This is a genomic window from Streptomyces sp. NPDC003042, from assembly GCF_053591315.1.
Map to the genome: position 1 here is coordinate 14,193 of NZ_JBSFTP010000011.1, position 22,813 is coordinate 37,005.

Consider the following 22,813-nt stretch of genomic DNA (forward strand, 5'->3'; position numbering starts at 1 on the left):
ACACCGGCGCCCGCTGAGCCTGCGACGAGCGCGCGCCGAGACGTAGCCTTGCCGGGTGCCGGGGTCACCCGGCACCCGGCTAGTTCGTGGTGATGTCGGGGATGGGCGTGGGCGCCGGGACCGCGTCGAGGGCGAAGGTCTGGCCGCTGCCGGGTACGGGGGTTCCGGCCGCGCAGGCGAGTTGGAGGACGCGCGCGCCCGGTGTCCTCGTACCGCCGGGGACGGTGACGCACGCGCCCGTGTGCACCGGCCGGATGCGGAAGCCGCCCTGCGGTGCGCCGGAAGGCTCCAGGCGGAACCGCTCACCGGTCCCCCGGCGGCCGCAGTAGTCGTGCATCAGCTGCGTGCCGTCCTGGACACTGCCTCCGGCCACCCCCAGACAGCCGCGGCCGAAGACGGGGTGGAGCGTACGGATCAGGTGCTGTCCGCCGCCGGCCGGTTCCAGCAGGTACGTCGGAACGCTGCCGTCGCAGTTCGACTGCTGGACGCGGCCGCCGCTGTCCTCGCCGTCGGGCTCGGACAGACAGAGGCCGGAATCCGTCGAGCGGATCCGGTAGGTGCCCGGCGCGACCGGCGCCGGAGCCCCCGGGGTGGCGTCGACCGCGGCGCCGCCGAGCCTCTCGCCGACCTGGTCGGCGGCGATGATCCAGCCGAGTACCAGGACCAGCAGCGACACCATGGCGGCCGGGCGCCGCAGCCGCTTGCGCCGGGCGGCCGACCGGTTCGGCCCCGGCGCGGCCCCGACCTGCCGCGGGGGCTCGGACGGTGCCCGCGCCAGTGTCTCCTCGGGTGCCACGGCCGCGATGCGCGCGCGAGCGGACAGCCATCGCCCGATGTCGTGCCGCTGCCCGCACGCGACGAGGTAGGCCACCAGCAGTTCGGGGCGCGGCAGCAGGTCGTGCCGGAGCGCCGCCGCCAAGGTACTGCGGGCGAGTACCTCGCCGTGCTGGGCGGCGCGTTTCTCCAGCTCGCGGTAGGTCAGCCCCGATCTGCGCCGCAGCTCCCGCAGGAGAGCGGCGAACTCGGCGGCGTTCCGGGCGGTGCCGGGATCCGGTAACGCTGGCTCGGTCATGGCCGCGATCCTTCCCCCTCCCGCCCGCCCGGGGACAGAAGGATTCCGGTCCTTCGCCGCCACATCCTCTCGAGCCGCCCGACCGGGCCCCTGCCCGGCATCGCGACGGGCCGTTTCCCGGCAGGCGGCCGAGCGGCATCGGCCGCCGACCAGGCGCCGGCTGGCCGGCTTCAGTCCGGTGCCGTGGTCAGGAGTCGGCGGAGGTCGATGATCTCGTAGCCTTCGGCTTGCGCCGCGTCGATGATCCGGGGCAGGGCCTGGGCGTCGATGACGATGCCGCCGTCGGCGCCGGTGCTTCCGACGTGCATCTGCAGGATCGCTCCGGGAGTGAGGGCATCGACCGCCCGCTCGACCGCCTTGGCCACGCTCATGCCGCCTTTCGGGCCGAGGTAGCCGTTGGTGTCGGTGGTGAACTCGATCGCCGCGTAGCCGAGGTCGTTGATGTCGGCGATCGACCGAGCGGTGGTACTGCTGTAGGGAAACCGGAAGAACGGCAAGGGCTCCGTACCGGACGCGTTGCGGATCGCCGCGTCCGCGCGACGCACTTCGTCCGACCGCCGCACCGTGCTGAGGTCGTCGAAGTACGGGTGGCTGTAGGAGTGGTTGCCGAGGCCGTGTGCGGCGGCCATGGCGCGAACGGCCGCGGGGTGGGCGTCGGCGAACTGGCCGGTCGGGAAGAACGTGGCGGACACCTTCCGCCGCCGCAGCTCGGCCAGGACGGAGTCGATCCCGCTTTCGTCCCATGCGGCGTTGAAGGTGAGCGCCATGACTCTTCGGGACGTGGGGATCCGGCGGATCTCACCGCCGAGGAGTTCATCCGGCGGACGAGGGCCCTTCGGCGCAAGCACCCGTTCGGACCCGGCGAAAGGGCCGCCGGAGGGTCCCGCTCCGCGCCCCGCCGCCACCGCGCCGGAACACGGGACCAGCCCCGCGGCCACAAGCGATGCCAACGCGGCGCGACGTCCCGTCTCCACCACGGCCACTCCCTTCCCACGACGCCCGCCGGTACGGGCCTGCCACGACTATGCGAGAGCGGGGAGCGCCACGCCCGCAGCCTGTCCCGCGCACCTGGGTGATGCCGCCGTCTGGCCGACGGGAAGGGCCTTGACCTTGAGGGCGCTCCAACTCCTAGAGTGCGGCCGCATGACCATGCGATACAGAAACCTGGGCGGGACCGGTATAGAGGTGAGTGCCCACTGCCTGGGCACGATGATGTTCGGTGCGGTGGGGAACCCGGACCACGAGGAGTGCGTGCGGATCATCCATGCCGCGCTCGACCAGGGCATCAACTTCGTGGACACCGCCGACATGTACTCCGCCGGCGAGTCCGAGGTGATCGTGGGCAAGGCGCTGAAGGGCCGGCGTGACGACGTCGTGCTTGCCACGAAGGTTCACTTCCAGATGGGGGAGGGGCGCAACCGGAGCGGAAACTCGCGCCGTTGGATCGTGCGGGCGGTGGAGGACAGCCTGCGGCGGCTGGACACCGACTGGATCGACCTCTACCAGGTGCACCGGCCGGACCATGCGACCGATGTCGAGGAGACGCTGTCCGTCCTCGGCGACCTCGTCAGGTCCGGGAAGATCCGGTCCTTCGGATGCTCGACCTTCCCGGCCGAGGAACTCGTCGAGGCGCACCACGTCGCCGAGCGGCGAGCGTTGCCCCGCTTCCGGACCGAGCAGCCGCCGTACTCGATCCTCGCGCGCGGCATCGAGGCCGGTGTACTGCCGGTGGCCCGCCGGTACGGAATGGGTGTGCTGACCTGGAGTCCTCTGGCCTCCGGTTTCCTGAGTGGGAAATACCGGCTCGGCGGGCCCGTCGACCTGACCTCCGGCCGGGCCGCGCTGACACCGGCGCGGTTCGACCCGGCGATCCCGGGCAACACGGCCAAGCTGGAGGCCGTGGAGCAGCTTGTGGGGCTGGCCGAGGAAATCGGCTGCACGCTTCCGGAACTGGCCGTCGCCTTCCCCGTCGCCCACCCGGCCGTCACCTCGGTGATCATCGGTCCGCGGACCATGGAGCAGATGGAGTCGCTGGTCAAGGGCGCCGAGCTGGTCCTTGACGACGCGGCGCTCGACCGGATCGACGAGATCGTGCCGCCGGGTGTGAATCTCTACCACCCGGACGGTGTCTGGCGACCGCCGGCCCTGGCCGACGCAGCCCAGCGGCGGCGGACACTGACCGACCGGGCCGCCGGCTAGTGCTCTGACCAGGGGGCGGGCTGCCCGGGGGCACCCCTGGGCAGTCATCGGTCCTCGACACGCCGGTGTCACGTTTCCGTCATGCCCTCCTTGCCACGCTGGCTTCGCCTGATCTTTGCCGAGGAAAGGAGAAGCTCATGAGGAAGAAAATCCTGTCGACCGCGGTGGCGACGGCCGTGGCGTTCAGTGGACTGACCGCCGTCAGCATGTCAACGGCTGACGCGGCGGTGCGGGTCGTACCCAGCGCCACCTGCATGTTGTCAGAAGGTCCTGGTGATCTCTTCGGGGTGTCGGGCGAAGGATTCAAGGAGGGCGACAGGATCCGTGTGCGGAACGCGCAGGGCAACGTGGTGCGCGTGACCACGGCGATCACGGGAGGCTTCTTCGAGGTCACCGGGCTGCCGAACGGCACCTACCGCGCCGATGGAAGCTCCGGCAGTGCGGTCTGCCCGAGGTTCGTGTCGGATGAGGAAGCCGCGATCAAGTGCACCGTGACCCAGGGACCGGGCCAGACCTTCGGCGTATCCGGCCGGGGATTCCCGGAGGCCGAGACGGTCACGTTGAAGAACTCCACCGGCGCCGTCGTGGACACGACCATGACGATCCAGGACGGCTTCTTCGAATTCACCGGGGTACCCAACGACACGTACACCGTCACCTCGAAGTTCGGCAAGGTGACCTGCCCGAAGGCCGCTGAGACCACCGACGAGGAGTAGCGGCGCCCGAGCTCCGGCCTCCCGGGGCCTGCGTGCGAGTGACATGTACAGTGCCAGTACGTAGTTGAGGTGGCCCCGGGCGTGAGCACGCGCAGATCAACCACGCCGTCCCGGCGGTACGGCCACTCGCCGGGAGGGGGCGCCGGGCCCGGGTCCCGCCCGGCAGCACTGGACGGTCTCCGGATCCTGGCGCGCTCGCCGTGCTCTTCTACCACTACGCGGTCCTCGCGAGCGCCTGTCTTCCCGGTGGCCGGCAAGCGGCTCTTCCCCGCCTACTGGGCCGCCGTGGCCTTCACCGCCCGCGTGCTGTTCGGCTGGCCCGAGGTCCGCGCCATCGCGTCGTACAGCGATGTCATCGTGAACCTCTCGATGCTGCAGGGCGGGATGAACGACGCGTACTGGACGCTCTTCGTCGAGATCAACCCAACCGAACGCCGTCCTGTGGGCCGTTGTCGTCCTCCAGTTCCCGCTCGCGCAGGGCCATGGGAGGGCGCGCCTGATCACCGATCTCGGCCGGAGCACGGCGGATCAGCTACCCACCTGGCCCGCGCACGTGATCAGCGCGATCGGATTCCTCGTCCCTTCATGGTGACGGTCTCCTTGGCCATCCACCGCCTGGTCGAGCGCCCCCCGGGCCGCCTGTTGCGCAAGGGGCTGAGCCGGGGGATGGAGGAGATCCGCCTCGGCACCCCGCCGCGCGAGGCCGCCCCCCTGATCCCGTCCCAGCCCACCGCGCCCGAGGCCGAACGCCTCCCCGCGGCCCGGTAGGGCAAGACCGCCGAGCTGCCGATTTTCCCGCCCATCGGGCCGGCCCTCGCGTGCCTCGTCGCTCCCGCCGACGTTGCGCTGGGGCCGCGCCGACAGGCGCCTGGTCGCCAACTCGGCTGCCTGCATGAGCGTTTGGCGTATTGGCCTATCATCTATTCGATTCCCGCCGCCCCTGCCATCGCAGGGTCGGCGGGAACTGATTCTTGATGAGAGGGCAACGAGCACTTGCGATTGACAGGCAAGCACCGGATATCCATCGTTGCCGCGACGGCCGCGGCGGCGATCGTGGCAACTCTGCAGGTCCCCTCCAGCGCGTTCGGCACCGAAGACACCGCAAACACAGCGCCGGAGACCGCGAACTCCCAGGCGGCGCCGCCGACCGCGGAGGCACCCGACTCCCACGCGGAGCACTCCGCCATCTACAGCAGCGACAGCACGGCCTTCAAGAACGGCGTCATGTCGCTCGGCGCGGAGGCCCGGCCCGCGACGCGGTCGGCCATGGCCGCCGCACCCGCACCGCCCCAGGGCGCGGGGTGGAAGCTGGCCGGTGCGACCAAGTGGCTGCAGACCGGCTACACGATCAAGTTCTACGACCAGAAGTCCGCGGACTGGCTGGGCCCGTACGTACGGGCTTCCGCCGCGGACCTCCAGCGCATCACGAACCTGCCGGTCACCGTCGACACGAAGCCGGTCGGCTGGGACTACGCCAGGCCCAAGGGCGAAGTCGTCATGGGGGTCCTGCACCGCCCGTGCCTCCCGCCGGCCGGAGAAGGCAGCATGGGCAGCACGGGCTGGAAGGTGGTCCGCGACGGGTCCGGCAGCGCGAACCTCAGCTGCGGTTTCACCAGCTCTTCCGTGGCCGCCACCGTGACCAGCGGACACGCCTACATAGACAGCGAGTTCTTCACCTCGGCCGGCAAGCCGACGGCCGCCATGGGCGAGACGTACATGCGCAACCACATCAGCCACGAGCTCGGCCACACGCTGGGCCTGGCGCACGCCAACCGCAGCCTGAACAAGAGCGACTGCGTCAAGGGGACCGACTCCGGCCAGTTCCCGGTCATGTGCTCACCCGCGTACGCCTACCAGGACAAGCGCGCGGGCACCTACGTCCAGCAGTTCGACGTACAGGGCCTGCGCCACCTCGCGGCGGGCGCCGGCGCCGTGCTGTCCCCCCAGGGCAAGGTGAGCGGGCTCGGCGCCAAGTGCCTTGACGTCAAGGGCGGGAAGCCGGCCAACGGCACGCAGATCCAGCTCTACACGTGCAACGGCTCCGCGGCGCAGTCGTGGATCCTGGGCAAGGACGGTACGTTCCGCGCGTTCGGCAAGTGCCTGGACAACGCGCGCAACGCGAGCACCAACGGCAACAAGATCAGCCTCTACGACTGCAACGGCTCGCCCGCGCAGCGCTGGTCGGTCAATGCCAAGGGCCAGATCGTCCACGTGGCGTCGGGCAAGGTCCTCGACGTGACGGGCGGCGCGACCGCCAACGGCACCGTGGTCCAGCTGTACACGGCGAACACGAACAAGCGCCAGGTCTGGGTCACACCGAAGTAGCCCCCGGCCCACCCCCGTGCGTCGTACCCGGGCGGTACGGCGCACCGGGCGGGACCGGACTCTCCCGCCTGCGCGGCGAAGGGCACGCCGGTCGAACGGCGCCCGTACGCCTGACGTAGCGTTTGATCATGACCATGCCCCCGCCTCCTCACACCCCCGGTCCGTACGGGCCCCCGCAGCGTCCCCAGCCGTACGGCGGACAGGGGTATGCCCCGCAGCCCTCGCCTCATTCACAGCATCAGCCGCCGCACCCGGGCCCCTACGCGCCTCAGCCGTACCCGGGCCAAGGGCCGGGGCCCTGGGGGCAACCGCCGATCGGGCCGCCGCCGCTCAAGAACCGGACCGGCATGGTGATAGGTATCGTAGCGGCCTCGCTGGTGGGGCTCACCCTCATCGGGATCGTGGTGAACCGGCTGGCCGAGGCCGGGTCCCGGTCGAGCGGAGCGGGCTTTCCTGACGCCGCGTACCAGCTCACGGTGCCCGAGACCGTCCTCGACGGCACGTTCGAGCTGGCCCAGGACCTGTCGCAGACCAAGGGCCAGGAAGCGCTGGACGGCGCCTACGACGCGAAGGTCCGCAATCCGAAGCCGGCTGTCGGCCAGTACACGTCCGACTCCCCGACGGGAACGAGCGTCCTTGTCTTCTCGGGAATGTACGGCCAGTTCAAGGACCCCGCGAGTGTCCGCCGCAAGATGATGGCCGGCGCCGCCGACGCCGACGGCGCCACTCTGGCGGTCCCCGCCAGGGACATCACGCCTGCCGGCTCCGGCATGACGTTGACCTGCCAAGTGCTGACCTCGGCACAGGAGGGCGCCACGGCCACCCTGCCGATGTGTTCCTGGGCCGACGAGAACACGGGGGCTTCGGTCGCGATCATCACGCCCGAGACCTCGCTGCAGGACCCACGGTCCGTCGACCTCGACGAAGCCGCCAAGACGACTCTCAAGGTACGTGAGGAGGTCCGGCGCCCGATCGGCTGATCCGGGGCAGGCGTCCGCCACCCTGCCGGACGGTGCGCTCAGACGGGGTCCGGCTCCCCGTCCACTACCGCGGTTGTACACGTCGTCAGCACTCCGGACCCCGCTCGTCCGGGTAACCCCAGTCCAGCGCGACGTTCGCGGTCCGCGCCACCTCCTTCACGGCGTAGACGACCATGCCTTCGAACTCGGGCTGCCAGAGGTGGAAGCGGGAGATGCTCAGCGGGAAGCCGGTCTCCCCGGCCACGAAGGGCTGGCCGTCCTCCCATGCGATGCCCAGGTTGACCTGGTCGTGGATCCGCTCGTCGTGCATGACCTCGACGAGGGTGTGCAGGACCTCGTGCGCCTCGTCGTCGTCCCTGAGTCCGGTGACGGTAAGGCTGAATTCGATGTTGACCGACATGGAAGAAGATTAGATTCAATTGGGCTGATCAGGTGATCAATCGCGGTGTGCATCGTGGATTTGACGCGCGGGCACCGGCCGGGAGGTCACACAGGCCGGCCCCCGCGCGGGTATGCGCGGAGGCCGGAGTGTGCCGAGCCCGTGGCAGTCGGCGCGGGCGGATGGCACTGCCCGAGGCGCGATTCGAGGGCGGGCTCAGGCGGTTGCGCGGGGCGTTCAGGCGTTGACGCAGGTACCGGCAGCCGGGTTGACGAGGCCGATGACGTTGATGCTGTTTCCGCAGGCGTTGACGGGAACGTGGACGGGGACTTGGACGAGGTTGCCGGAGAGGACGCCGGGCGAGTTGGCGACGACGCCCAGGGCATCGGAGTCGGCGGCGGCTACACCGGTGGCCGCGAGGGTGCCGACGGCCAGAAGCGTTGCGGCGATGGCGATACGGATGCGCATGTCTCTCCCAGGTGTTGAGGCGGGACGGACCACGATCACACCCCTGCCGTTGCCTCAATGGCCGCCATTGGTCGGATGAGGGGCGTGTCGCCACACCCGGGCGCACCCGCCGCGCGGCGGCCCGGACCACGACGGCGCTTCCGGGCTCCCCCGGACGAACGGTCCGCCCCGCGCCTTCCCCTGCCGTACCGTGGCGTCGAGCGGCCGACCTGGGGCGGGTGTGTCGAAGCGCTTCGACGGACTTATGGATACCTTCCTGGCAGGATGTCCAAGGTCAAAAGCAAAGGAGTCGAAGCGCTTCACCACGCTGCCAAGAGCCTGTTCCGGAGAGCCGAATGGTCACTCTCGCCGAGGTCGCGAAGCACGCCGGAGTCTCGGCCAGCACGGTGAGTTACGTCCTCAGCGGCAAGAGGTCGATCTCCGCTTCCACCCGGGAGCGGGTGCTGGGCTCCATCCGGCAGCTCGGCTATCACCCGAACGCCGGTGCCCGCGCGCTCGCCGACGCGATGATCCTCATGGACGTGGAACTCCACGACGAGCGGTTGCCGTTGATCCGTGAGACCGGCCGGCCCGCCGTCCTCATCGGCCTCCCGGCCGACGCCACCGGACTGACCCGCATCGATCTCGACTTCACCGCGACGGGTGCGCTGTGCGTGGAGCACCTCGCGGAGCTGGGGCACCGGGAGGTCGCGGTGGTCGGGGAGGCAGCCGCGGTGTACGAGCGGCACACCGGATTCGCCGAGCACGGGCTGCGCCGACGCGCCCGCGAGTTCGGCGTACGCGTGCTGCACCGCCCGTGCGACGGCAGCTACGACGCCATGTCAGCCACGCTCTCACGCATCTTCCTCACGCATCTTCGACGAACGTCCCCTTGGACAATCCTGACGGCCGGGGCCGACACCCTCGCCTGCCACCTCTCACGCCGCCTCCACCCAGCGCCCGGCCGCCCTCGTGATCGGTCGGCGGCTCGGCCTGTCGCGTTCGACCACGGGCGTCACTGTCCCGGGTCAGTCTTCGGGGAGGACGCGGCCGTCCTCGTCGAGCGTGAGGTGGATTCGTGTGGGGTCCTGGCTGTTGACGTCGGACGGGCGCGGGCCCTCGGGCCCGTCGGGGCCCCAGCGCAGCAGGCGGCGGGTGCGGACGATCTGGTACACGGCGCCTTGGAACTCCAGCCGGTTGACGCGCCCGGCCCGGAGCGCGTCGGCGGCCTCGGCGTACGCGGCCAGCTCCGTGCCCCGCGGGCCGGCCGACGCCCCGTCGCCCGCTGTCCAGGTGCGGGCGTCGGTGTGCGGGTCGGCGTCGTGGGGGATGTGGCCCTGCATACGCGGCCACATCCACGTCAGGGCGAAGTCCAGCGACTTGCGGGCGGCGTGTGCGGTCGCGTGCGGGCCGCTGATCGGCTTCCAGCCGCTCGCGGTCCGTTCCACGACCCCGAACGTCGGGGGCAGGAGCAGGACGTCCGGGTGGGTGTCGAGTGCCCGCCGCGCGTCGGCGCGCACGTCCTCGGGGAACCGTTCACCGGTGTAGCACAGGCCGCGCAGCGCCAGCTGTTCAAGGGCCTGGGTGGGGGTGACCGGCGCGTCAGGGTCCAGGACCAGGCCGTCATCGATCTCCGGTCCCTTGGCGGCGCGGTCCCAGTCGGGGACGGGCGGCTCCGGATCGGTCGGGCGCGGCTGTTCCATGCCGTCCGGGCCCGCGCCCGCGTACTCCTCGGCGCGCACGACCCGGTACCGGGTCCCGGCCACGGCCAGTTCGTCGACCCGCTCGCTCTCCAGCCGGGCGACCGCCGCCAGCAGTGTGCGCCGTTCGGCCCTGTCGTGCGCCTCGTCCTTCGCGCGGAACCACAACCGCGAGTTCAGCTCGTCGCGCGCCTGCTGCGGGCAGCCGGCCGTCACCGCGGCCACCACCCGCCACCGTTGCCCGTCCCCGGCGCTCTGCGCCGCCACCCCGAACAACGGGCCGCGCACCACCACATCGCCCGCCCGCGCCACGGCGTCGACCGCGTCGGCTTCCACCGCGGCTTCCACCGGCTCCACCGGCACCCGCACTACCATCGGCCGCGACCTGCCCGGCCCCACATCCCCACGGTCCATGCCCCCATCCTGCCGATCACGGGACGACGCCGCCGCGGATTCGCTCATTCCCCAGCCCTCCCGCGTCTCGCACACGGCACGGCCCGGACATCCCAACGGGCTCCGAACGCATCGCCGAGAGGCTGCGGCCGCGCCTGCGGGCCGTCCGGGCGAGCCGCAGCCAGGTCCCCAGCGCGAGCTCCCTCCCGGACGTTCATTTGCGGTGCCTGACAGACAGGGGGACGGTCGCGCACGACAGCACGGCTCCGGGGAGCCGGAAAGGGACTCGCGGGCCGGCGCTGGGAGCACGCCGATGCCGCAGGTGGCGGCTCGCTGCGTCCGTGCCCGTTGGGTGGAAGGGGGTCCCCTCCGACCCCGTACCCGTGTTTCCTCGACCGAGTCGGCCAGGTCGATCGAGTCGGCCTCTCGCACGTCAGATGGTGATCACCGTCTTGCCCAGCAGCTCCCGGGACTCGATCGCCTCGTGCGCCGATGCCGCGCGCTCCAGGGGAAACGTGCCGCCGATCACCGGGCGCAGGGTGCCCTTCGCTGCCGCGTGGAGGGCCTGCGTGGCGAGTTCGGCGTGCTCGGAGTCCGTCAGCTGGATGTCTCCGATACCGAGCAGGCGGACTCCCCGGGCCGCCGCATCCACCGGATCCACCGCAGCGAAGCCGCCCGTCGGCGCGCCGTGGGCCGAGAACCGGCCGCCGTTCGCGACCAGGGCGAACGCGGCCAGGCCGACCTCGCCGCCCACCCCGTCCAGAACGACATCCGCGCCCGCGCCGCCGAGTGCCTCGCGGGCCTGATCCACCCAGGCGGGGTGGGCCGCGTCGATGACGGCATCCGCGCCCAACTCCCGGACCAGAGCGGTCTTGCGGTCGCCGCGCGCCACGCCGACGACCCTTGCGCCCGCGGCCTTCGCCAACTGGACGAGCACGGTGCCCATGCCGCCCGACGCGCCGACGATCAGCACCTGCTCGCCGGGCCGGACGCCCGTGGTGGCCAGCAGCTTGGCCGCCGTCGCGCCGTCGTGCACCAGGGCCGCGGCGTCGGTGAAGGAGACCTCGTCCGGCACCACGGCCAGCGCCTCGGCCGGGGCCACGGCCAGCTCCGCGTAGCCGCCGGTGAAGCCGATGGAGGCGACGACCCGCAGGGCGGTCCACGCCGGGTCCACGCCCTCGCCGGTCGCGAGGACGGTACCGGCGATGCCGCCGCCCGGCACGTAGGGCGGAGTGACCGGGAAGAACGCCCGGCCCCAGCCCCTGCGCACCTGGGTCTCCACATAGATCGTGTCCACAGCGGCTACGGCGACCAGCACCTGACCCGGCCCCACTACCGGCTCCGACACCTCCACCGGAACCAGTACCTCCGGACCGCCGAACCCGATCACCTGTGTCGCGCGCATGGCACTCATCCTCCGGTCGGGCCAACGGACTCTCCAATGGCCGTGCCCTGAGCCTCAACCATCAAGTGCGGTTGAGGTCAAGAACCACTGCGGCGCCCTTCACCCGCCGGCCGGTCAGGAACTCGCGCCCACGAACACGGCGAAGGACGGCCACACGCCGCGGCGGTGGTGTGCTGCGCGATGGACTCACGGCGCCACCTCGCACAAAGCACGACTGGGTAGGGTTCGCTCGACAGCACATCGTGAAGCGGAACAAGGAGCAGACGTGAGAGAGCCGGCGTCCATCGCCCTGCAGCAGGAGATCGCCCGGGAACTCCAGGTCGCCGAGACCTTCGAGGCCGAGCGGGAGATCGAACGCCGGGTGGCCTTCCTCGCCGAGCGGCTGACCTCCACCGGTCTGCGCTCCCTCGTGCTCGGCATCAGCGGGGGCGTCGACTCCACCGCCACCGGCCGGCTGTGCCAGCTCGCCGTCGAGCGGGCCCGGGCCGCCGGGCACGAGGCGCGGTTCTACGCGATGCGGCTGCCCTACGGGGTCCAGGCCGACGAGCACGACGCCCAGCTCGCGCTCTCCTTCATCCGGGCCGACCACGTGCTGACCGTGGACATCAAGCCCGCGAGCGACGCCGCGCTCGAGGCCTCGCTGGCCGCCGTCGTGAGCTTCCGCGACGCCCACCACCAGGACTTCGTGCACGGCAACATCAAGGCCCGGCAGCGCATGATCGCCCAGTACGCGGTGGCCGGCGCGCGCGACGGCCTGGTCGTCGGCACCGACCACGCCGCCGAGGCGGTCTCCGGCTTCTTCACCAAGTTCGGCGACGGCGCCGCCGACCTGGTCCCGCTGACCGGCCTGACCAAGCGCCGGGTGCGCGCCGTCGCGGACGCGCTGGGCGCGCCCGCCGAGCTGGTGTGGAAGACCCCGACGGCCGACCTGGAGACCCTCGACCCGGGCAAGGCCGACGAGGACGCGCTCGGGGTCACCTACGACGACATCGACGACTTCCTCGAGGGCAAGCCGGTGGACGAGCGGGCCTTCGAAACGATCGTCCGCCGCTACCGCCTCACCGACCACAAGCGCCGTCTGCCCGTCGCCCCGTAGGGGAGATCCACGGCGCTGCGCGCTCCGCGCCCCGGAACGCGGCACTATGGCCTTCCGGTACGGCGGCACCCTCAGGCGCCCTCGTGGTAGGAAAGAGGTCCGGACGTGCGGCGATTGGCCGTGATCGAGGCGCCTTCGGTACTCGGGCTGCGGCCCTCCGGCGTGCAGGACTTGCCGGCGGCGCTCCTCGACGCCGGTCTGCTGGTCCATCTCGAGGCGGTGTGGGCCGGCCGCGTCGAGGCGCCGGAGTACGATCCGAGGCGGGACGGCGACACGGGAATCCTCAACCCGCTCGGTATCGCCCAGTACTCCATCAGGCTGGCAGACGCGGTCGGCGGCGTCCTCGACCGAGGCGACTTCCCTGTCGTCCTCGGCGGTGACTGCAGCATCCTGCTCGGAAACCTGCTCGCCCTGCGCCGTCGGGGACGCCATGGGTTGCTGTTCATCGACGGTCACACCGACTTCTACCAGCCGTCGGCGGAGCCCACCGGTGAGGCCGCCTCGATGGAACTCGCCCTGGCCACGGGCCGTGGCCCTCGCCTGCTGACCGACCTCGAAGGCCGGGGGCCCCTGTTGCGCGACGAGGACATCGTCGCCTTCGCCTTTCGCGATTCCGCCGAGTCCGCCGCCGCGGGGATGCAGCCCCTGCCGCCGTGGCTGCACGCGATCGACCTCGACGGCGTACGCTCACTCGGCGCTGCCGCGGCCGCACGCCAGGCGGTCGACCGGCTCAGCGTCGCTCCGAGCGCCGGGTTCTGGGTCCACCTCGACGTCGATGTTCTGGACGATGCCATCATGCCGGCCGTCGACTACCGACTTCCTGGCGGACTGACCTGGCCAGAACTCGAGAGCGTGCTGGAGACGGCACTGTCGGACGACCGAGCCCTGGGACTCGACGTCACGATCTTCAACCCCCGCCTCGACCGCGAAGGCACCATGGCGGCCCGCCTCACCGAGTGCCTGAGCCGAGGGCTGTCCCGGCGGACCGACCGCTGAGTCAGCACGTCAGATCTTCGCGCTGCGAAACGAGCGCCGGTAGCTGTCGGGCGGGACCCCTACGATCCGTTTGAACTGGCGCCGAAGCGTCGTGGCGGTACCCATGCCGGAAGCGAGGGCGACCGCCTCGATGCTCTCGTCGGTGGCCTCCAGCAGCTCCTGGGCGCGACGTACGCGCTGGGTCAGGAGCCACTGGATCGGCGTCTGCCCGATCACCGCCCGGAACTGCCGTCCGAGATTGCGCGGGCTCGTGTTCGCCCTCCTGGCCATGTCGGTCACGGTCAGCGGCTGGTCCAGCCGCTGCTGGACCCAGGCGAGCACGTGGGCAAGCATGTGGTCGCCCGTGACCTGCATCGGCGTAGCCACGAACTGGGCCTGACCGCCGGGCCGATGCGGCGGCATGACGAGGCGACGCGCGACGGAGTTGGCGATGGTGGCGCCGTGGTCGAGGTGGATCAGGTGGAGGCAGAGATCCACGGCGGCGGCCTTGCCCGCAGCCGTGAGCACGCTGCCGTTGTCCGTGTACAGCACGTCCGGGTCGACCACGGCCCGTGGATGGCGTGCGCTCAACTCCGCGGCATGAGCCCAGTGGGTGGTGGCCCGCCGGCCGTCCAGCAGGCCCGCGGCGCCGAGCACGAACGCCCCGGTGCAGAGGGAGGCGACCCGGGCACCCGACTCGTGGGCCGCACGCACGGCCTCGATCAGCTCCGGCGGCGGCGGATCGTCGATGTCGGCGCACGCGGGCACGATCACGGTGTCGGCGCCGACCGCGCGCTCCAGCCCGTGGTCGGGCTCGACCATGAACGGACCGACCCGCACCGGACCCGGCCCGCAGAGCAGTACGTCGTACCAGCCCTCCGCGGCTTCGCGCGGGGGATTGCCGAAGATCTCGTAGGCCACCGCCAGCTCGAAATGCAGCAGGTGACCGGCTGCCAGCAGCGCGACAGTGGGCATGTCCGAAAGTGTACGGGTGATGTCCTTGCGGACCATCACGGTCGGGTTCCGCCCGCGGCGAGACTGGGACTCATCAGCGCATCGAGATCGGATCGGGATCGGGGAACGATGAACACGACAGCCGCAGTGGTGGTGTACGGGGCGACAGGGCACACCGGTCGCTTCGTCGTCGCCGAACTACGAAGGCGCGGCATCGCCACTGTCATCTCCGGCCGCAACGCGGCCCAGTTGGAGACGCTGGCGGCCGAGTGGCCGGACGTGGTCGCGCGGCCCGCCACGGTGGACGACGCGAGCTCACTGGACCGTGCTCTCGCCGGCGCGGCGGCCGTCGTCAACTGCGCCGGACCGTTCGCGGTGACGGGAGGCCCGGTCGTCGAGGCCGCGTTGCGCGCGGGGATCCCGTACGTCGACGTCGCGGCGGAGATCGAGGCGAATGCCGCGATGTTCGCCGACTATGCGGAAGCGGCCCGGAAGGCAGACGTACCCGTGGTGCCGGCGATGGCTTTCTACGGTGGACTGGGCGACCTGTTGGTGACCGCGGCGATGGGGGAGTGGACTGCCGCGGAGGAGGCGCACGTCGCGTACGGGTTGAACAGCTGGCATCCCACACCGGGCACCCGGGCGGCCGGTCAGGTGTCCCACCAGCGTCGCGCGGGCCGACGCGTGCGGTTCGCGGACGGCGCGCTGCAGTACCACGACGACAAGCCGTCGGAGCAGGAATGGCACTTTCCGGAGCCACTGGGCCGCCGAGCGGTGATCGCGGAGTTCACCATGACCGATGTCATCACCGTTCCCAGCCACTTGACCGTGCCCTCGGTCCGCACCTACATGACCGTCGAAGCCGCGGGGGACCTGGCCAAGGAGGACACGCCGGCGCCGGAACCGGTCGACGCTCTGGGGCGGTCGAACCAGACATTCGTCGTCGACGTCCTGGTCCGCGCCGGTGGCGTCGAGCGACGTTCCACGGCCCGTGGCCAGGACATCTACGCGGTCACCGCACCACTGGTGGTGGAGGCCGTCCAGCGCATCCTTGCCGGGCACACGCGGACGACGGGCGTAGCCTCGGCCGGCGCGATGTTCGACGCGGCGGACTTCCTCCGGGCGCTGACCCCGTACCTGTCGGTTGAGTTTTCGCGCTGACCGGCCACGCGTCCTGGCACCGAGCGCCACCTCCGCGATCGAGGCGCTGGCCAACACCGCTTTGGGTCGAGCGCGGTCACGGGTTCACCTACGGCGGCGGGGCGGCCGGATCGCGCTCGGCGGCGTGTGCGGCGGGGGTGTCGATGCGGGGCCGGTTGCTCGTACGGGACTGCGCGAGGAGGCGTCGGAGCCAGCGGGTACGGGCGTCGCGTGCGTCCTGGCTGAGGGCCGCCCGGGGGGCCGAGCCGTCGAAGCCGTGGTAGGCACCGGGCCATACGTGCAGTTCGGCCTGGCCGCCGGCCTGCCAGATCGCGTTCGCGTAGGCCACGTCCTCGTCCCGGAACATCTCGGCCGACCCGACCTCGATGTAGGCCGGGGGCAGTCCGGAAAGGTCGGTGGCGCGTGAGGGGGCCGCGTAGGGCGGCAGGTCCGCGGCACCGTAGCGGTCACCGAGCAGTGCCTTCCACGCGGTCGCGTTGGAGATGAGGTCCCACACGCCGAGGCCTGTCATCTGGTGACTGGAGAAGGTGCTGTCGCGGTCGTCGAGCATCGGGCACAGCAGCAGCTGCCCCAGTGCCCCGGGACCGCCGCGGTCACGGGCCAGCAGCGCGAGGGCCGCGGCGAGCCCGCCGCCGGCGCTCTTCCCTCCGATGATGATGCGGTCCGCGTCGATGCCGAGTTCGGCCGCGTGCCCGGCCGCCCAGGCGAGTCCGGCGTAGCAGTCCTCCAGCGGTCCCGGGTACCGCGCCCGCGGCGCCAACCGGTACTCGACCGAGATCACGGCCATTTCCAGCGGCAGGGCCCACTCGCGAAGGATCCGCGGAAGCACGGACCACGCGTTGCCCATGATCATCGCGCCGCCGTGCATGTAGTACAGCAGGGGCAGCGGCCCGACGAGCCCGGAAGGCCGCGCGCTCACGAGCGTGACGTCCGGTCCGTCCGGCGGTCCCGGCACACACAACTCCGTCACCTCGAAACGGCCGTCGGCGCGAAGGTCCCCGGCCGTCGGCCTCGGCCGGGTCGCGGCGTCCCGCTGTTGCCGGGCTTCGAGATTGTCCGGGGTGACCGGCTCCCTCGACTCCTTGCCCATGGCGGCCAGTACGACGCTCAGTTCGGGGTCGAAGGGGGGCGCTGCCCTCGGTGTCGGGACACGACCGGACTCCGACCGCGCGCGGCGGACACTCATGACCCACCCCCCGGTCGGACGGCGGGATACCGCCCGGCATCCCCGCTGGAACAGCTCGTCCGCACCCACGTGCACCCGGGAAACACTCGCCTGAGACCCATACGGCGTAGCCAACCACACCGCCAGGCCGCACCGCTGCCCAGACCACAGGCCCGCGCCACGGCCCGACGCTCCCGCCCTCACCGAGTCGCCGGCGAAACAGCGCCCGAGCCTCGACCGGCTTTCGGCGAAGGGCTCCGCACGTCCTCGACCCCGTGGGCCGACGCGTCCCCCCTCGCGTCGGCACGTGACGGCACCGTGACGTACGCGGGCATCAGTCGGACTTCCTGAACACCTCCGACATCCCGTCCCCCGTGTCATGGGCCAGCAGCCCCGTCGCGTCCGGCGCGATCAGGCCGATGCGAGTGGCCAGTTCCCGCCCGTGTACGTCGACGGCCGCCTCGATGAGGCCCGCGAGCGAGTCCAGCGCGGTCCGGGCGCGGGAACGGGCCACGGCCGCGCAGCCGACGGCGACCAGCGCGGCCGGCCACCACCAGTAGGCGAGCAGGGCATAGCCCACGGCCCAGGCGGCGAGGCGGGCCGCGGCGCCGAAGGAGGTGCGGGCCGACTGGATCTGCCGCACGGCGGGTTCGGGGAGGATCAGCCACAGTCGCGGCCACAGGGCGGCGAGGTCCACGCCGTAGGTGGCCTCGACGCGGTCCGCCGTCGCCTGCATTCGGTCGCCGTACCAGGCGGGGCGTGTCGGTGCGCGCAGCGCGATGCGGTCGCGGGCCGCGATGCGGGCTTGGATACGCGCCCATGCGCTTCGCGGGATCGTCACCGCACCGTTGGCTCCGACACCGGTCGGGTCGGCGTGCGCGACGGCGTCCTCGACCTTCCCGTCCCTTACCTTCCATCGGCGCTCGCGCCGTGCGGTGAGGGCGCGCGAGAACGGGTCCCGGCCGAAGCGCAGCCAGTACCGCTCGATCGCACCGCCGAGGGACTGCGCGGCGAGTGAGGCCGCGGTCGCGGTGAGCAGGATGAGCGCCACCAGGAGTACGGCGGTGCCGGTCTGGCCGAGTGCGGGGCGCGCGGCGAGGTCGACCAGGGTGGCGCGCAGCCGGCCGATGTCGTGCCAGTGGCGGTGGCCCAGGGTGGTGCCGACGGCTGTGGCGGCGAGGAAGAGGGCGCCGGGCAGCACCAACAGGTTCAGCCAGCGTTCGGTGAGTTTGCTGCCCAGAGTGGCGAGGAGTGGGTTCATGAGGTGGGACGCACCGCCACCGCGAACAGGCCGAAGGCGGTCACTGACCGGGCGCCAGTCGGGTCTTGTGCATACGTGCGCCGTTGACTGCGCAGTGGGGGGCGGGCAGCAGGTCGCGGGCCCGTTCGAGCCGGCTGCAGCGGACCAGTCCCGGGCACACGGCCACCTTGACGTGCGTCGCGACACCGGGGGTCGTGGCGCTTCGGGACCCGTTGACCAGCCCGCCCGCGGCCCCGGCCCGGCGCAACGCGTCGTCGAGGGCGTCGTAGCACTCCACGAGCTCGTCGGCGCCCGCACCGGACCGCAGCAGGTCCCGCGCGCGCTCGGCGGTCTCCCGGATCCCGGTTTGCCGCATGTCGTCCGGCGAGCCGAGCAGGGAGCACAACGCCGCTGTGTGGTGGGCGAGTTCGGAGCGATCAGGCGATACGGTCATGCTCCAAGTATGGCGGAGGGCGGCAGAGTTGACAGTGAGTCGCCGTACTGCCGGAGTCGACAACAGGGAGCGACGAGGTGAGGGACGAGGTGGGCGACGAGGTGAGGGATGACCGGGACCGGCTGGTGCGGACGATCCGTGCACGCCTCATACGGGCCGGGGCCGCGGACGGCGTTCCGCACGGGGACGTGGTGTTCGGCCCCGAGGCGGATGCCGAACTCCGGGCACTGCTCCGGACCGCCGACACCAGGACCGACCTGGAGGCCCGGCATGCGGCCGGCTGGCTCTGCCTCGCTCGCGCGGCGGCCGCCCCCGGTGCGCAAGGCGGCGTCCACAGAGCCATGGCCGGAACATTGCTCTTCCCCGTATGGATGGCCTATCCCGGGGCGGTACCGCCGGAGTTGGCGGCCGGCTACGAGGTCACCGACCCCGCGGACCGCCCCGACCCGGCGCACGCGGACGGTCCCGCCGAGTGGTTGTCCGAGTGTGCCGCGATCGTGATCGCAGCGCAGGACCCACAGGACCATCCGCCGCGGGACGCCCCCGAAGACGTTCTCAGGCTGTACGAGGCGACCGTGCGGGCCAGTGCCGCCCTTCCCACGCGTGAGGCACTGCTGGGGGTGGCGGTGGCGCTGGGCAACCTCGCCGTCCTCGCGACGCCGGAGCACGACCCGGCGTACGCGACCCGGACCACCGTTCTGACCCACGTGCTGTCCCTCGCCGGGCAGCACGGGCCGAGCGCCGACGGAGGCTCGGATGCCGAACTCCATCTCACCCACCGCACCCTCAAACGCATTCCCGCCGACTCCCCCGACCGGCTTCTCACGCTCAGCAACCTGAGCATCCAGTTGCTGGATCGGTTCCGGCAGTCGTACGACCCGGACGACCTGTACGAGGCGGTCAGCATCGCCCGCGACGTACTGGCCCAAGTGCCCGCACAAGGCCCGTATCCGGCTCACTACCTCGGCACCCTGGCCAGCGCGCTGCTGGCGCTGCGGCAGCGGGACGGCGGCACGCCCGAGGAGTGCGACGAGGTGGTGGACCTGCTCCGCCGGGCCGCTCCCGACGATCCGAACGGTCCGACGGCGGCGGGTCTCAACCTGGCGCTCGGGCTCACCCTGCGGCACCAACGCACCGGCCGGCCACACGATCTGCACGAGGCGATCGGCGTACTGACCGAGGCACTGGACGCGTCCCAGGACCCGGAGCAGCGCACCGGCGTCCGCAATGTCCTGGGCAACGCGCTGCGCGCCCGCTTCGCAATGACCGGCGATCCGGCCGATCTGGACGCGGCGATCACCCACCTGTCCGCCGTGCTCGCCGCGTCCGCGGAACCGACGTCCCGCACCGCGACGCGGCTGCTCGGCCCCGCGATGGCCCTGCACGCCCGGTACGGCCTCGATCCGGAAGGGAACGGCGCGGACCTGCCCGAGGCCCTGCGGCTCCTCCGGCAGGCCGAGCCGCTCCTGCCGCCGGGCAGCCCCGGGAGGCCCGTGACGCTCAGCGATCTCGGGATGGTGCTGAGCACCAGTTTCCAACACACGGGAGACGCTGAGGAGTTGAACGAGGCGATCCTGGCTCTTCGGGAGGCGGTGGCGCTCACCTCCGAAGGGCACGAGATCCTCGGCGTGCGGCTGCTCAACCTCGGGATGGCCTTGGGCCTGCGCCACCGACTGACCGAGGACGGCGAGGACCTGCGGGAGGCCCAGGAGTGCCGGCGCCGGGCCGCGGAACTGCCCGGTCTCGGCCGCGCGCACCATGCGATGATGCTCGGCTCGACGGCGATCAGCCACATGAGCGGATTCGAGCGTGCCGCCGACCCGGTCGCCCAACTCGGCGAAGCGATCCGGCACTTCAGGGAAGCCCTCGCCCTCACCCCGGCGGACGACCCACTGTTGCCGCGTCGGCGCCACAACCTGGCCATGGCCCTTCTCGTCCGCTGTGGGGCGACGCAACGACTCGGTGACGCGCGCGAGGCACGCGAGCTGGCCGACGCGGTGGTCGCGGCGCTGCCCGCGGACTCGCCCGAGCTGCCCGGCGCGCTGGTGGTGGCCGCCGGCGCCCGCATGGCGAGCTTCGGCGCCGTATGGTCGTCGGCGGTCCGGAACGAGGCGATCGCGTTGTCCCGCCGGGCCGTCGACGTCACCCCGCCCGGCCACGCGAGGCGCACGTCGCGCCTGACGCTCCTCGGCGACATCCTGCGGGACCCGGGCACCGCCCGTGGCCGCGGTCGCGGCCGCCGAGCCGATCTGGCCGAGGCAGCCGACCTGTTCCGGGCCGCTGCCCTGGAGCAGCAGTGCGCGCCCTCCGAGCGCCTGGACGCCGCACGGGCCTGGGGCGACACCTGGGCGGAACTCGGCGTCTGGGACCGCGCCCTGGACGGCTACGTGACGGCGGTCGACCTACTGCACTCCGTCGCGCCCCGCCATCTCGTCCGCGACGACCAGGAGTTCCTGCTGAGCCGGACCGTCGGTCTGGGTGCCGCCGCAGCGGCCTGCGCGGTGCGCTGCGGCCGGCCAGAGCTGGCCGTGGGGCTCCTCGAACAGGCCAGAGGTGTGCTGCTGTCCCACGCCTTCGACGCCGACAGCGACCTGGCCCGGCTCCGGGAGACCGCCCCGCACCTCGCCGTCCGCTTCGAGGAACTACGCGAGGCTCTCGACACGGCGACGGACAGCCAGGATCCGTCGAGTGCGGAGTTCCATGGCGAAGGCGGCGCCTGGAACACATCGCAGGCGTCCGACGCCCGAGCCGACCGACGCCAGCGACTGGCCACCGAATGGCGCGAACTCACGGACCGGATCCGCGCCGAGCATCCCGGGCTCGGCCTGCTGCGTCCGGTGCGGGAGTGGCACGAGCGGGAACTGCTCGCGACGGCCGCGGCGGGCCCCGTGGTCCTGGTCATCGTCTCCCCGTACGGCAGCAGCGCACTCGTCGTCACCGAGCGCTCGATCGACGCCGTGCCGCTCCCGGAGCTCGATCCGGAGACGACGGCAGCGCGCCGGCAGACCTTTCAGGACGCGTTGCTGCGCATCGAGGCGCCCGGAACCTCCCGCAAGCAGTCGCAGCGTGCCCAGCAGGTCGTGCGGGAAACGCTCGTCTGGCTGTGGCAGGCGGTCACCGGCCCCGTCCTCGACCACCTGGCCGTCCCGGCCGCATCCGCCGGACCGCGGCCCCGCGTGTGGTGGTCGCCCGCCGGAGCCCTGGGCACGCTGCCGCTGCACGCGGCGGCCCCCGCCGACGGCGCGTCCGGCGCGCTGGACCGGGTGGTCTCCTCGTACACACCCACTCTGCGGGCGCTGCACCACGCCAGACAACGCGCTGCCCGCCCGGCGGGCACCGGTGCGCTCGTCGTCTCCGTCAGCGAGGCCGCCGGCCTCGCACCACTGCCCGCCGCGCGCCGTGAGGCCGAACACCTTGCCCGGCTACTGCCCCGCTCCGAGGTGCTGACCGGCGCGTCCGCCACCCACTCCGCGGTGGTCTCCGCCCTGCCCCGGCACGCGTACGCGCACTTCGCCTGCCACGCCCTGGGAGATCTGGAGCGGCCGTCCGGCAGCCGGCTCGTCCTGCACGATCACACCGAACGTCCGCTGACCGTCCGCGACCTCGCCCGGCTCCGGCTGCCGTCGGTCCGGCTCGCCTACCTCTCCGCCTGCGACACCCTGCGGACCAGCCCCGAACTCGCCGACGAGGCCGTCCACATCGTCAGCGCCCTCCAGATCGCGGGCTTCCCCCATGTCGTCGGCTCGCTCTGGCACGTCGACGACACGATCGGAGCCGGTGTCGCCCAGGGCGTGTACGAGGCCCTGAGTACGGGCGACGGCACGCTGGACGTCGACCGGACAGCCGAGGCCCTGCACTCCACCGTGTGCGCGCTGCGCGACAAGTACCCCCGGACCCCGAGCCTGTGGGCCTGCCAGGTCCACGCGGGCCCCTAGTGCTGTGACCGGAAGGAGGACCGGGGTACTGGTCGTGGGTGCGGGGCGGGACCCGGGTCCTCGTGCCCACGGGCGATGCTCCGGAGCAGGTCCGCTTCCTAGTCTCGGGGCATGCGATCACAGGGTTCACCCGCGTTGCGAGACGCCGTGAGTCCGCCTCGATCCGTCCGTCCCGGCCCCTCGCGGCACAGTGCACAAGGAGCGTCTTCCATGGCCG

Annotated in this window: 19 protein-coding genes and 1 pseudogene; 10 read left to right on the forward strand and 10 right to left on the reverse strand. The window is 71.9% G+C overall.

Annotation, left to right across the window (positions count from 1 at the left end; genetic code table 11):
• Positions 1–79: 79 nt before the first annotated feature.
• The gene (locus ACWDYJ_RS08795) at positions 80–1,072 is read right to left on the reverse strand and encodes an RICIN domain-containing protein (RefSeq protein ID WP_451564786.1); all 993 of its coding nucleotides are present in this window, start codon (positions 1,070–1,072) and stop codon (positions 80–82) included.
• A gap of 170 nt (positions 1,073–1,242) precedes the next feature.
• Positions 1,243–2,055 carry a polysaccharide deacetylase family protein gene (locus ACWDYJ_RS08800; RefSeq protein WP_451564787.1) on the reverse strand — a complete coding sequence of 271 codons (813 nt, stop codon included), beginning with the start codon at positions 2,053–2,055 and terminating at the stop codon, positions 1,243–1,245.
• Positions 2,056–2,221: 166 nt separating this feature from the next.
• Between ACWDYJ_RS08800 and ACWDYJ_RS08805 the strand changes: the two genes are divergently transcribed.
• The 5 genes from ACWDYJ_RS08805 to ACWDYJ_RS08825 all read left to right on the forward strand — a co-directional run bounded on the left by ACWDYJ_RS08805 (position 2,222) and on the right by ACWDYJ_RS08825 (position 7,292).
• On the forward strand, positions 2,222–3,271 hold the full coding sequence (locus ACWDYJ_RS08805) for an aldo/keto reductase (protein ID WP_451564892.1): 1,050 nt from the start codon (positions 2,222–2,224) through the stop codon (positions 3,269–3,271).
• A gap of 65 nt (positions 3,272–3,336) precedes the next feature.
• Positions 3,337–3,987 carry a hypothetical protein gene (locus tag ACWDYJ_RS08810; protein WP_451564788.1) on the forward strand — a complete coding sequence of 217 codons (651 nt, stop codon included), beginning with the start codon at positions 3,337–3,339 and terminating at the stop codon, positions 3,985–3,987.
• A 246-nt stretch (positions 3,988–4,233) separates the two neighbouring features.
• Positions 4,234–4,755, forward strand: coding sequence for a hypothetical protein (locus ACWDYJ_RS08815; protein WP_451564789.1), 522 nt, complete (start codon positions 4,234–4,236; stop codon positions 4,753–4,755).
• Between the two features lie 285 nt (positions 4,756–5,040).
• Complete coding sequence (locus ACWDYJ_RS08820) at positions 5,041–6,312, forward strand: ricin-type beta-trefoil lectin domain protein (RefSeq protein ID WP_451564790.1); 1,272 nt, start codon at positions 5,041–5,043, stop codon at positions 6,310–6,312.
• 347 nt (positions 6,313–6,659) lie between these two features.
• A complete protein-coding gene (locus ACWDYJ_RS08825; RefSeq protein WP_451564791.1) occupies positions 6,660–7,292 on the forward strand; it encodes a hypothetical protein in 633 nt (210 codons plus the stop codon).
• Between the two features lie 85 nt (positions 7,293–7,377).
• On the opposite strand, the gene ACWDYJ_RS08830 is transcribed toward ACWDYJ_RS08825, so the two are convergent.
• On the reverse strand, positions 7,378–7,692 hold the full coding sequence (locus ACWDYJ_RS08830; RefSeq protein WP_451564792.1) for a hypothetical protein: 315 nt from the start codon (positions 7,690–7,692) through the stop codon (positions 7,378–7,380).
• 216 nt (positions 7,693–7,908) lie between these two features.
• The gene (locus ACWDYJ_RS08835) at positions 7,909–8,139 is read right to left on the reverse strand and encodes a chaplin (RefSeq protein WP_451564793.1); all 231 of its coding nucleotides are present in this window, start codon (positions 8,137–8,139) and stop codon (positions 7,909–7,911) included.
• 335 nt (positions 8,140–8,474) lie between these two features.
• Between ACWDYJ_RS08835 and ACWDYJ_RS08840 the strand changes: the two are divergent.
• Positions 8,475–8,984: pseudogene (locus ACWDYJ_RS08840) on the forward strand (LacI family DNA-binding transcriptional regulator); the annotation flags it as partial.
• A 162-nt stretch (positions 8,985–9,146) separates the two neighbouring features.
• On the opposite strand, the gene ACWDYJ_RS08845 reads toward ACWDYJ_RS08840, so the two are convergent.
• On the reverse strand, positions 9,147–10,193 hold the full coding sequence (locus ACWDYJ_RS08845) for a DUF5954 family protein (protein ID WP_451564794.1): 1,047 nt from the start codon (positions 10,191–10,193) through the stop codon (positions 9,147–9,149).
• Between the two features lie 451 nt (positions 10,194–10,644).
• The gene (locus ACWDYJ_RS08850) at positions 10,645–11,616 is read right to left on the reverse strand and encodes a zinc-binding dehydrogenase (RefSeq protein ID WP_451564795.1); all 972 of its coding nucleotides are present in this window, start codon (positions 11,614–11,616) and stop codon (positions 10,645–10,647) included.
• 265 nt (positions 11,617–11,881) lie between these two features.
• Between ACWDYJ_RS08850 and nadE the strand changes: the two genes are divergently transcribed.
• The gene (nadE, locus tag ACWDYJ_RS08855) at positions 11,882–12,712 is read left to right on the forward strand and encodes an ammonia-dependent NAD(+) synthetase (protein ID WP_451564796.1); all 831 of its coding nucleotides are present in this window, start codon (positions 11,882–11,884) and stop codon (positions 12,710–12,712) included.
• A gap of 105 nt (positions 12,713–12,817) precedes the next feature.
• Positions 12,818–13,708: an arginase family protein gene (locus ACWDYJ_RS08860; protein ID WP_451564797.1), complete on the forward strand. Its 891-nt coding sequence runs from the start codon at positions 12,818–12,820 to the stop codon at positions 13,706–13,708.
• Between the two features lie 9 nt (positions 13,709–13,717).
• On the opposite strand, the gene ACWDYJ_RS08865 is transcribed toward ACWDYJ_RS08860, so the two are convergent.
• The gene (locus tag ACWDYJ_RS08865; protein WP_451564798.1) at positions 13,718–14,662 is read right to left on the reverse strand and encodes a helix-turn-helix domain-containing protein; all 945 of its coding nucleotides are present in this window, start codon (positions 14,660–14,662) and stop codon (positions 13,718–13,720) included.
• A 108-nt stretch (positions 14,663–14,770) separates the two neighbouring features.
• Here ACWDYJ_RS08865 and ACWDYJ_RS08870 point away from each other — a divergent pair, with 108 nt between their 5' ends.
• Positions 14,771–15,802: a saccharopine dehydrogenase family protein gene (locus tag ACWDYJ_RS08870; protein WP_451564799.1), complete on the forward strand. Its 1,032-nt coding sequence runs from the start codon at positions 14,771–14,773 to the stop codon at positions 15,800–15,802.
• Between the two features lie 88 nt (positions 15,803–15,890).
• Here ACWDYJ_RS08870 and ACWDYJ_RS08875 read toward each other — a convergent pair whose 3' ends face one another.
• The 3 genes from ACWDYJ_RS08875 to ACWDYJ_RS08885 form a co-directional block, all read right to left on the reverse strand.
• On the reverse strand, positions 15,891–16,988 hold the full coding sequence (locus ACWDYJ_RS08875; protein WP_451564800.1) for an alpha/beta hydrolase: 1,098 nt from the start codon (positions 16,986–16,988) through the stop codon (positions 15,891–15,893).
• 313 nt (positions 16,989–17,301) lie between these two features.
• Positions 17,302–18,228: a hypothetical protein gene (locus tag ACWDYJ_RS08880; protein WP_451564801.1), complete on the reverse strand. Its 927-nt coding sequence runs from the start codon at positions 18,226–18,228 to the stop codon at positions 17,302–17,304.
• Positions 18,229–18,268: 40 nt separating this feature from the next.
• Entirely contained in the window at positions 18,269–18,661 is a 393-nt protein-coding gene (locus ACWDYJ_RS08885) for a hypothetical protein (protein WP_451564802.1), read from the reverse strand.
• 77 nt (positions 18,662–18,738) lie between these two features.
• On the opposite strand from ACWDYJ_RS08885, the gene ACWDYJ_RS08890 reads away from it, so the two are divergent.
• The gene (locus ACWDYJ_RS08890) at positions 18,739–22,596 is read left to right on the forward strand and encodes a CHAT domain-containing protein (RefSeq protein WP_451564803.1); all 3,858 of its coding nucleotides are present in this window, start codon (positions 18,739–18,741) and stop codon (positions 22,594–22,596) included.
• The last annotated feature ends 217 nt before the right edge of the window (positions 22,597–22,813 follow it).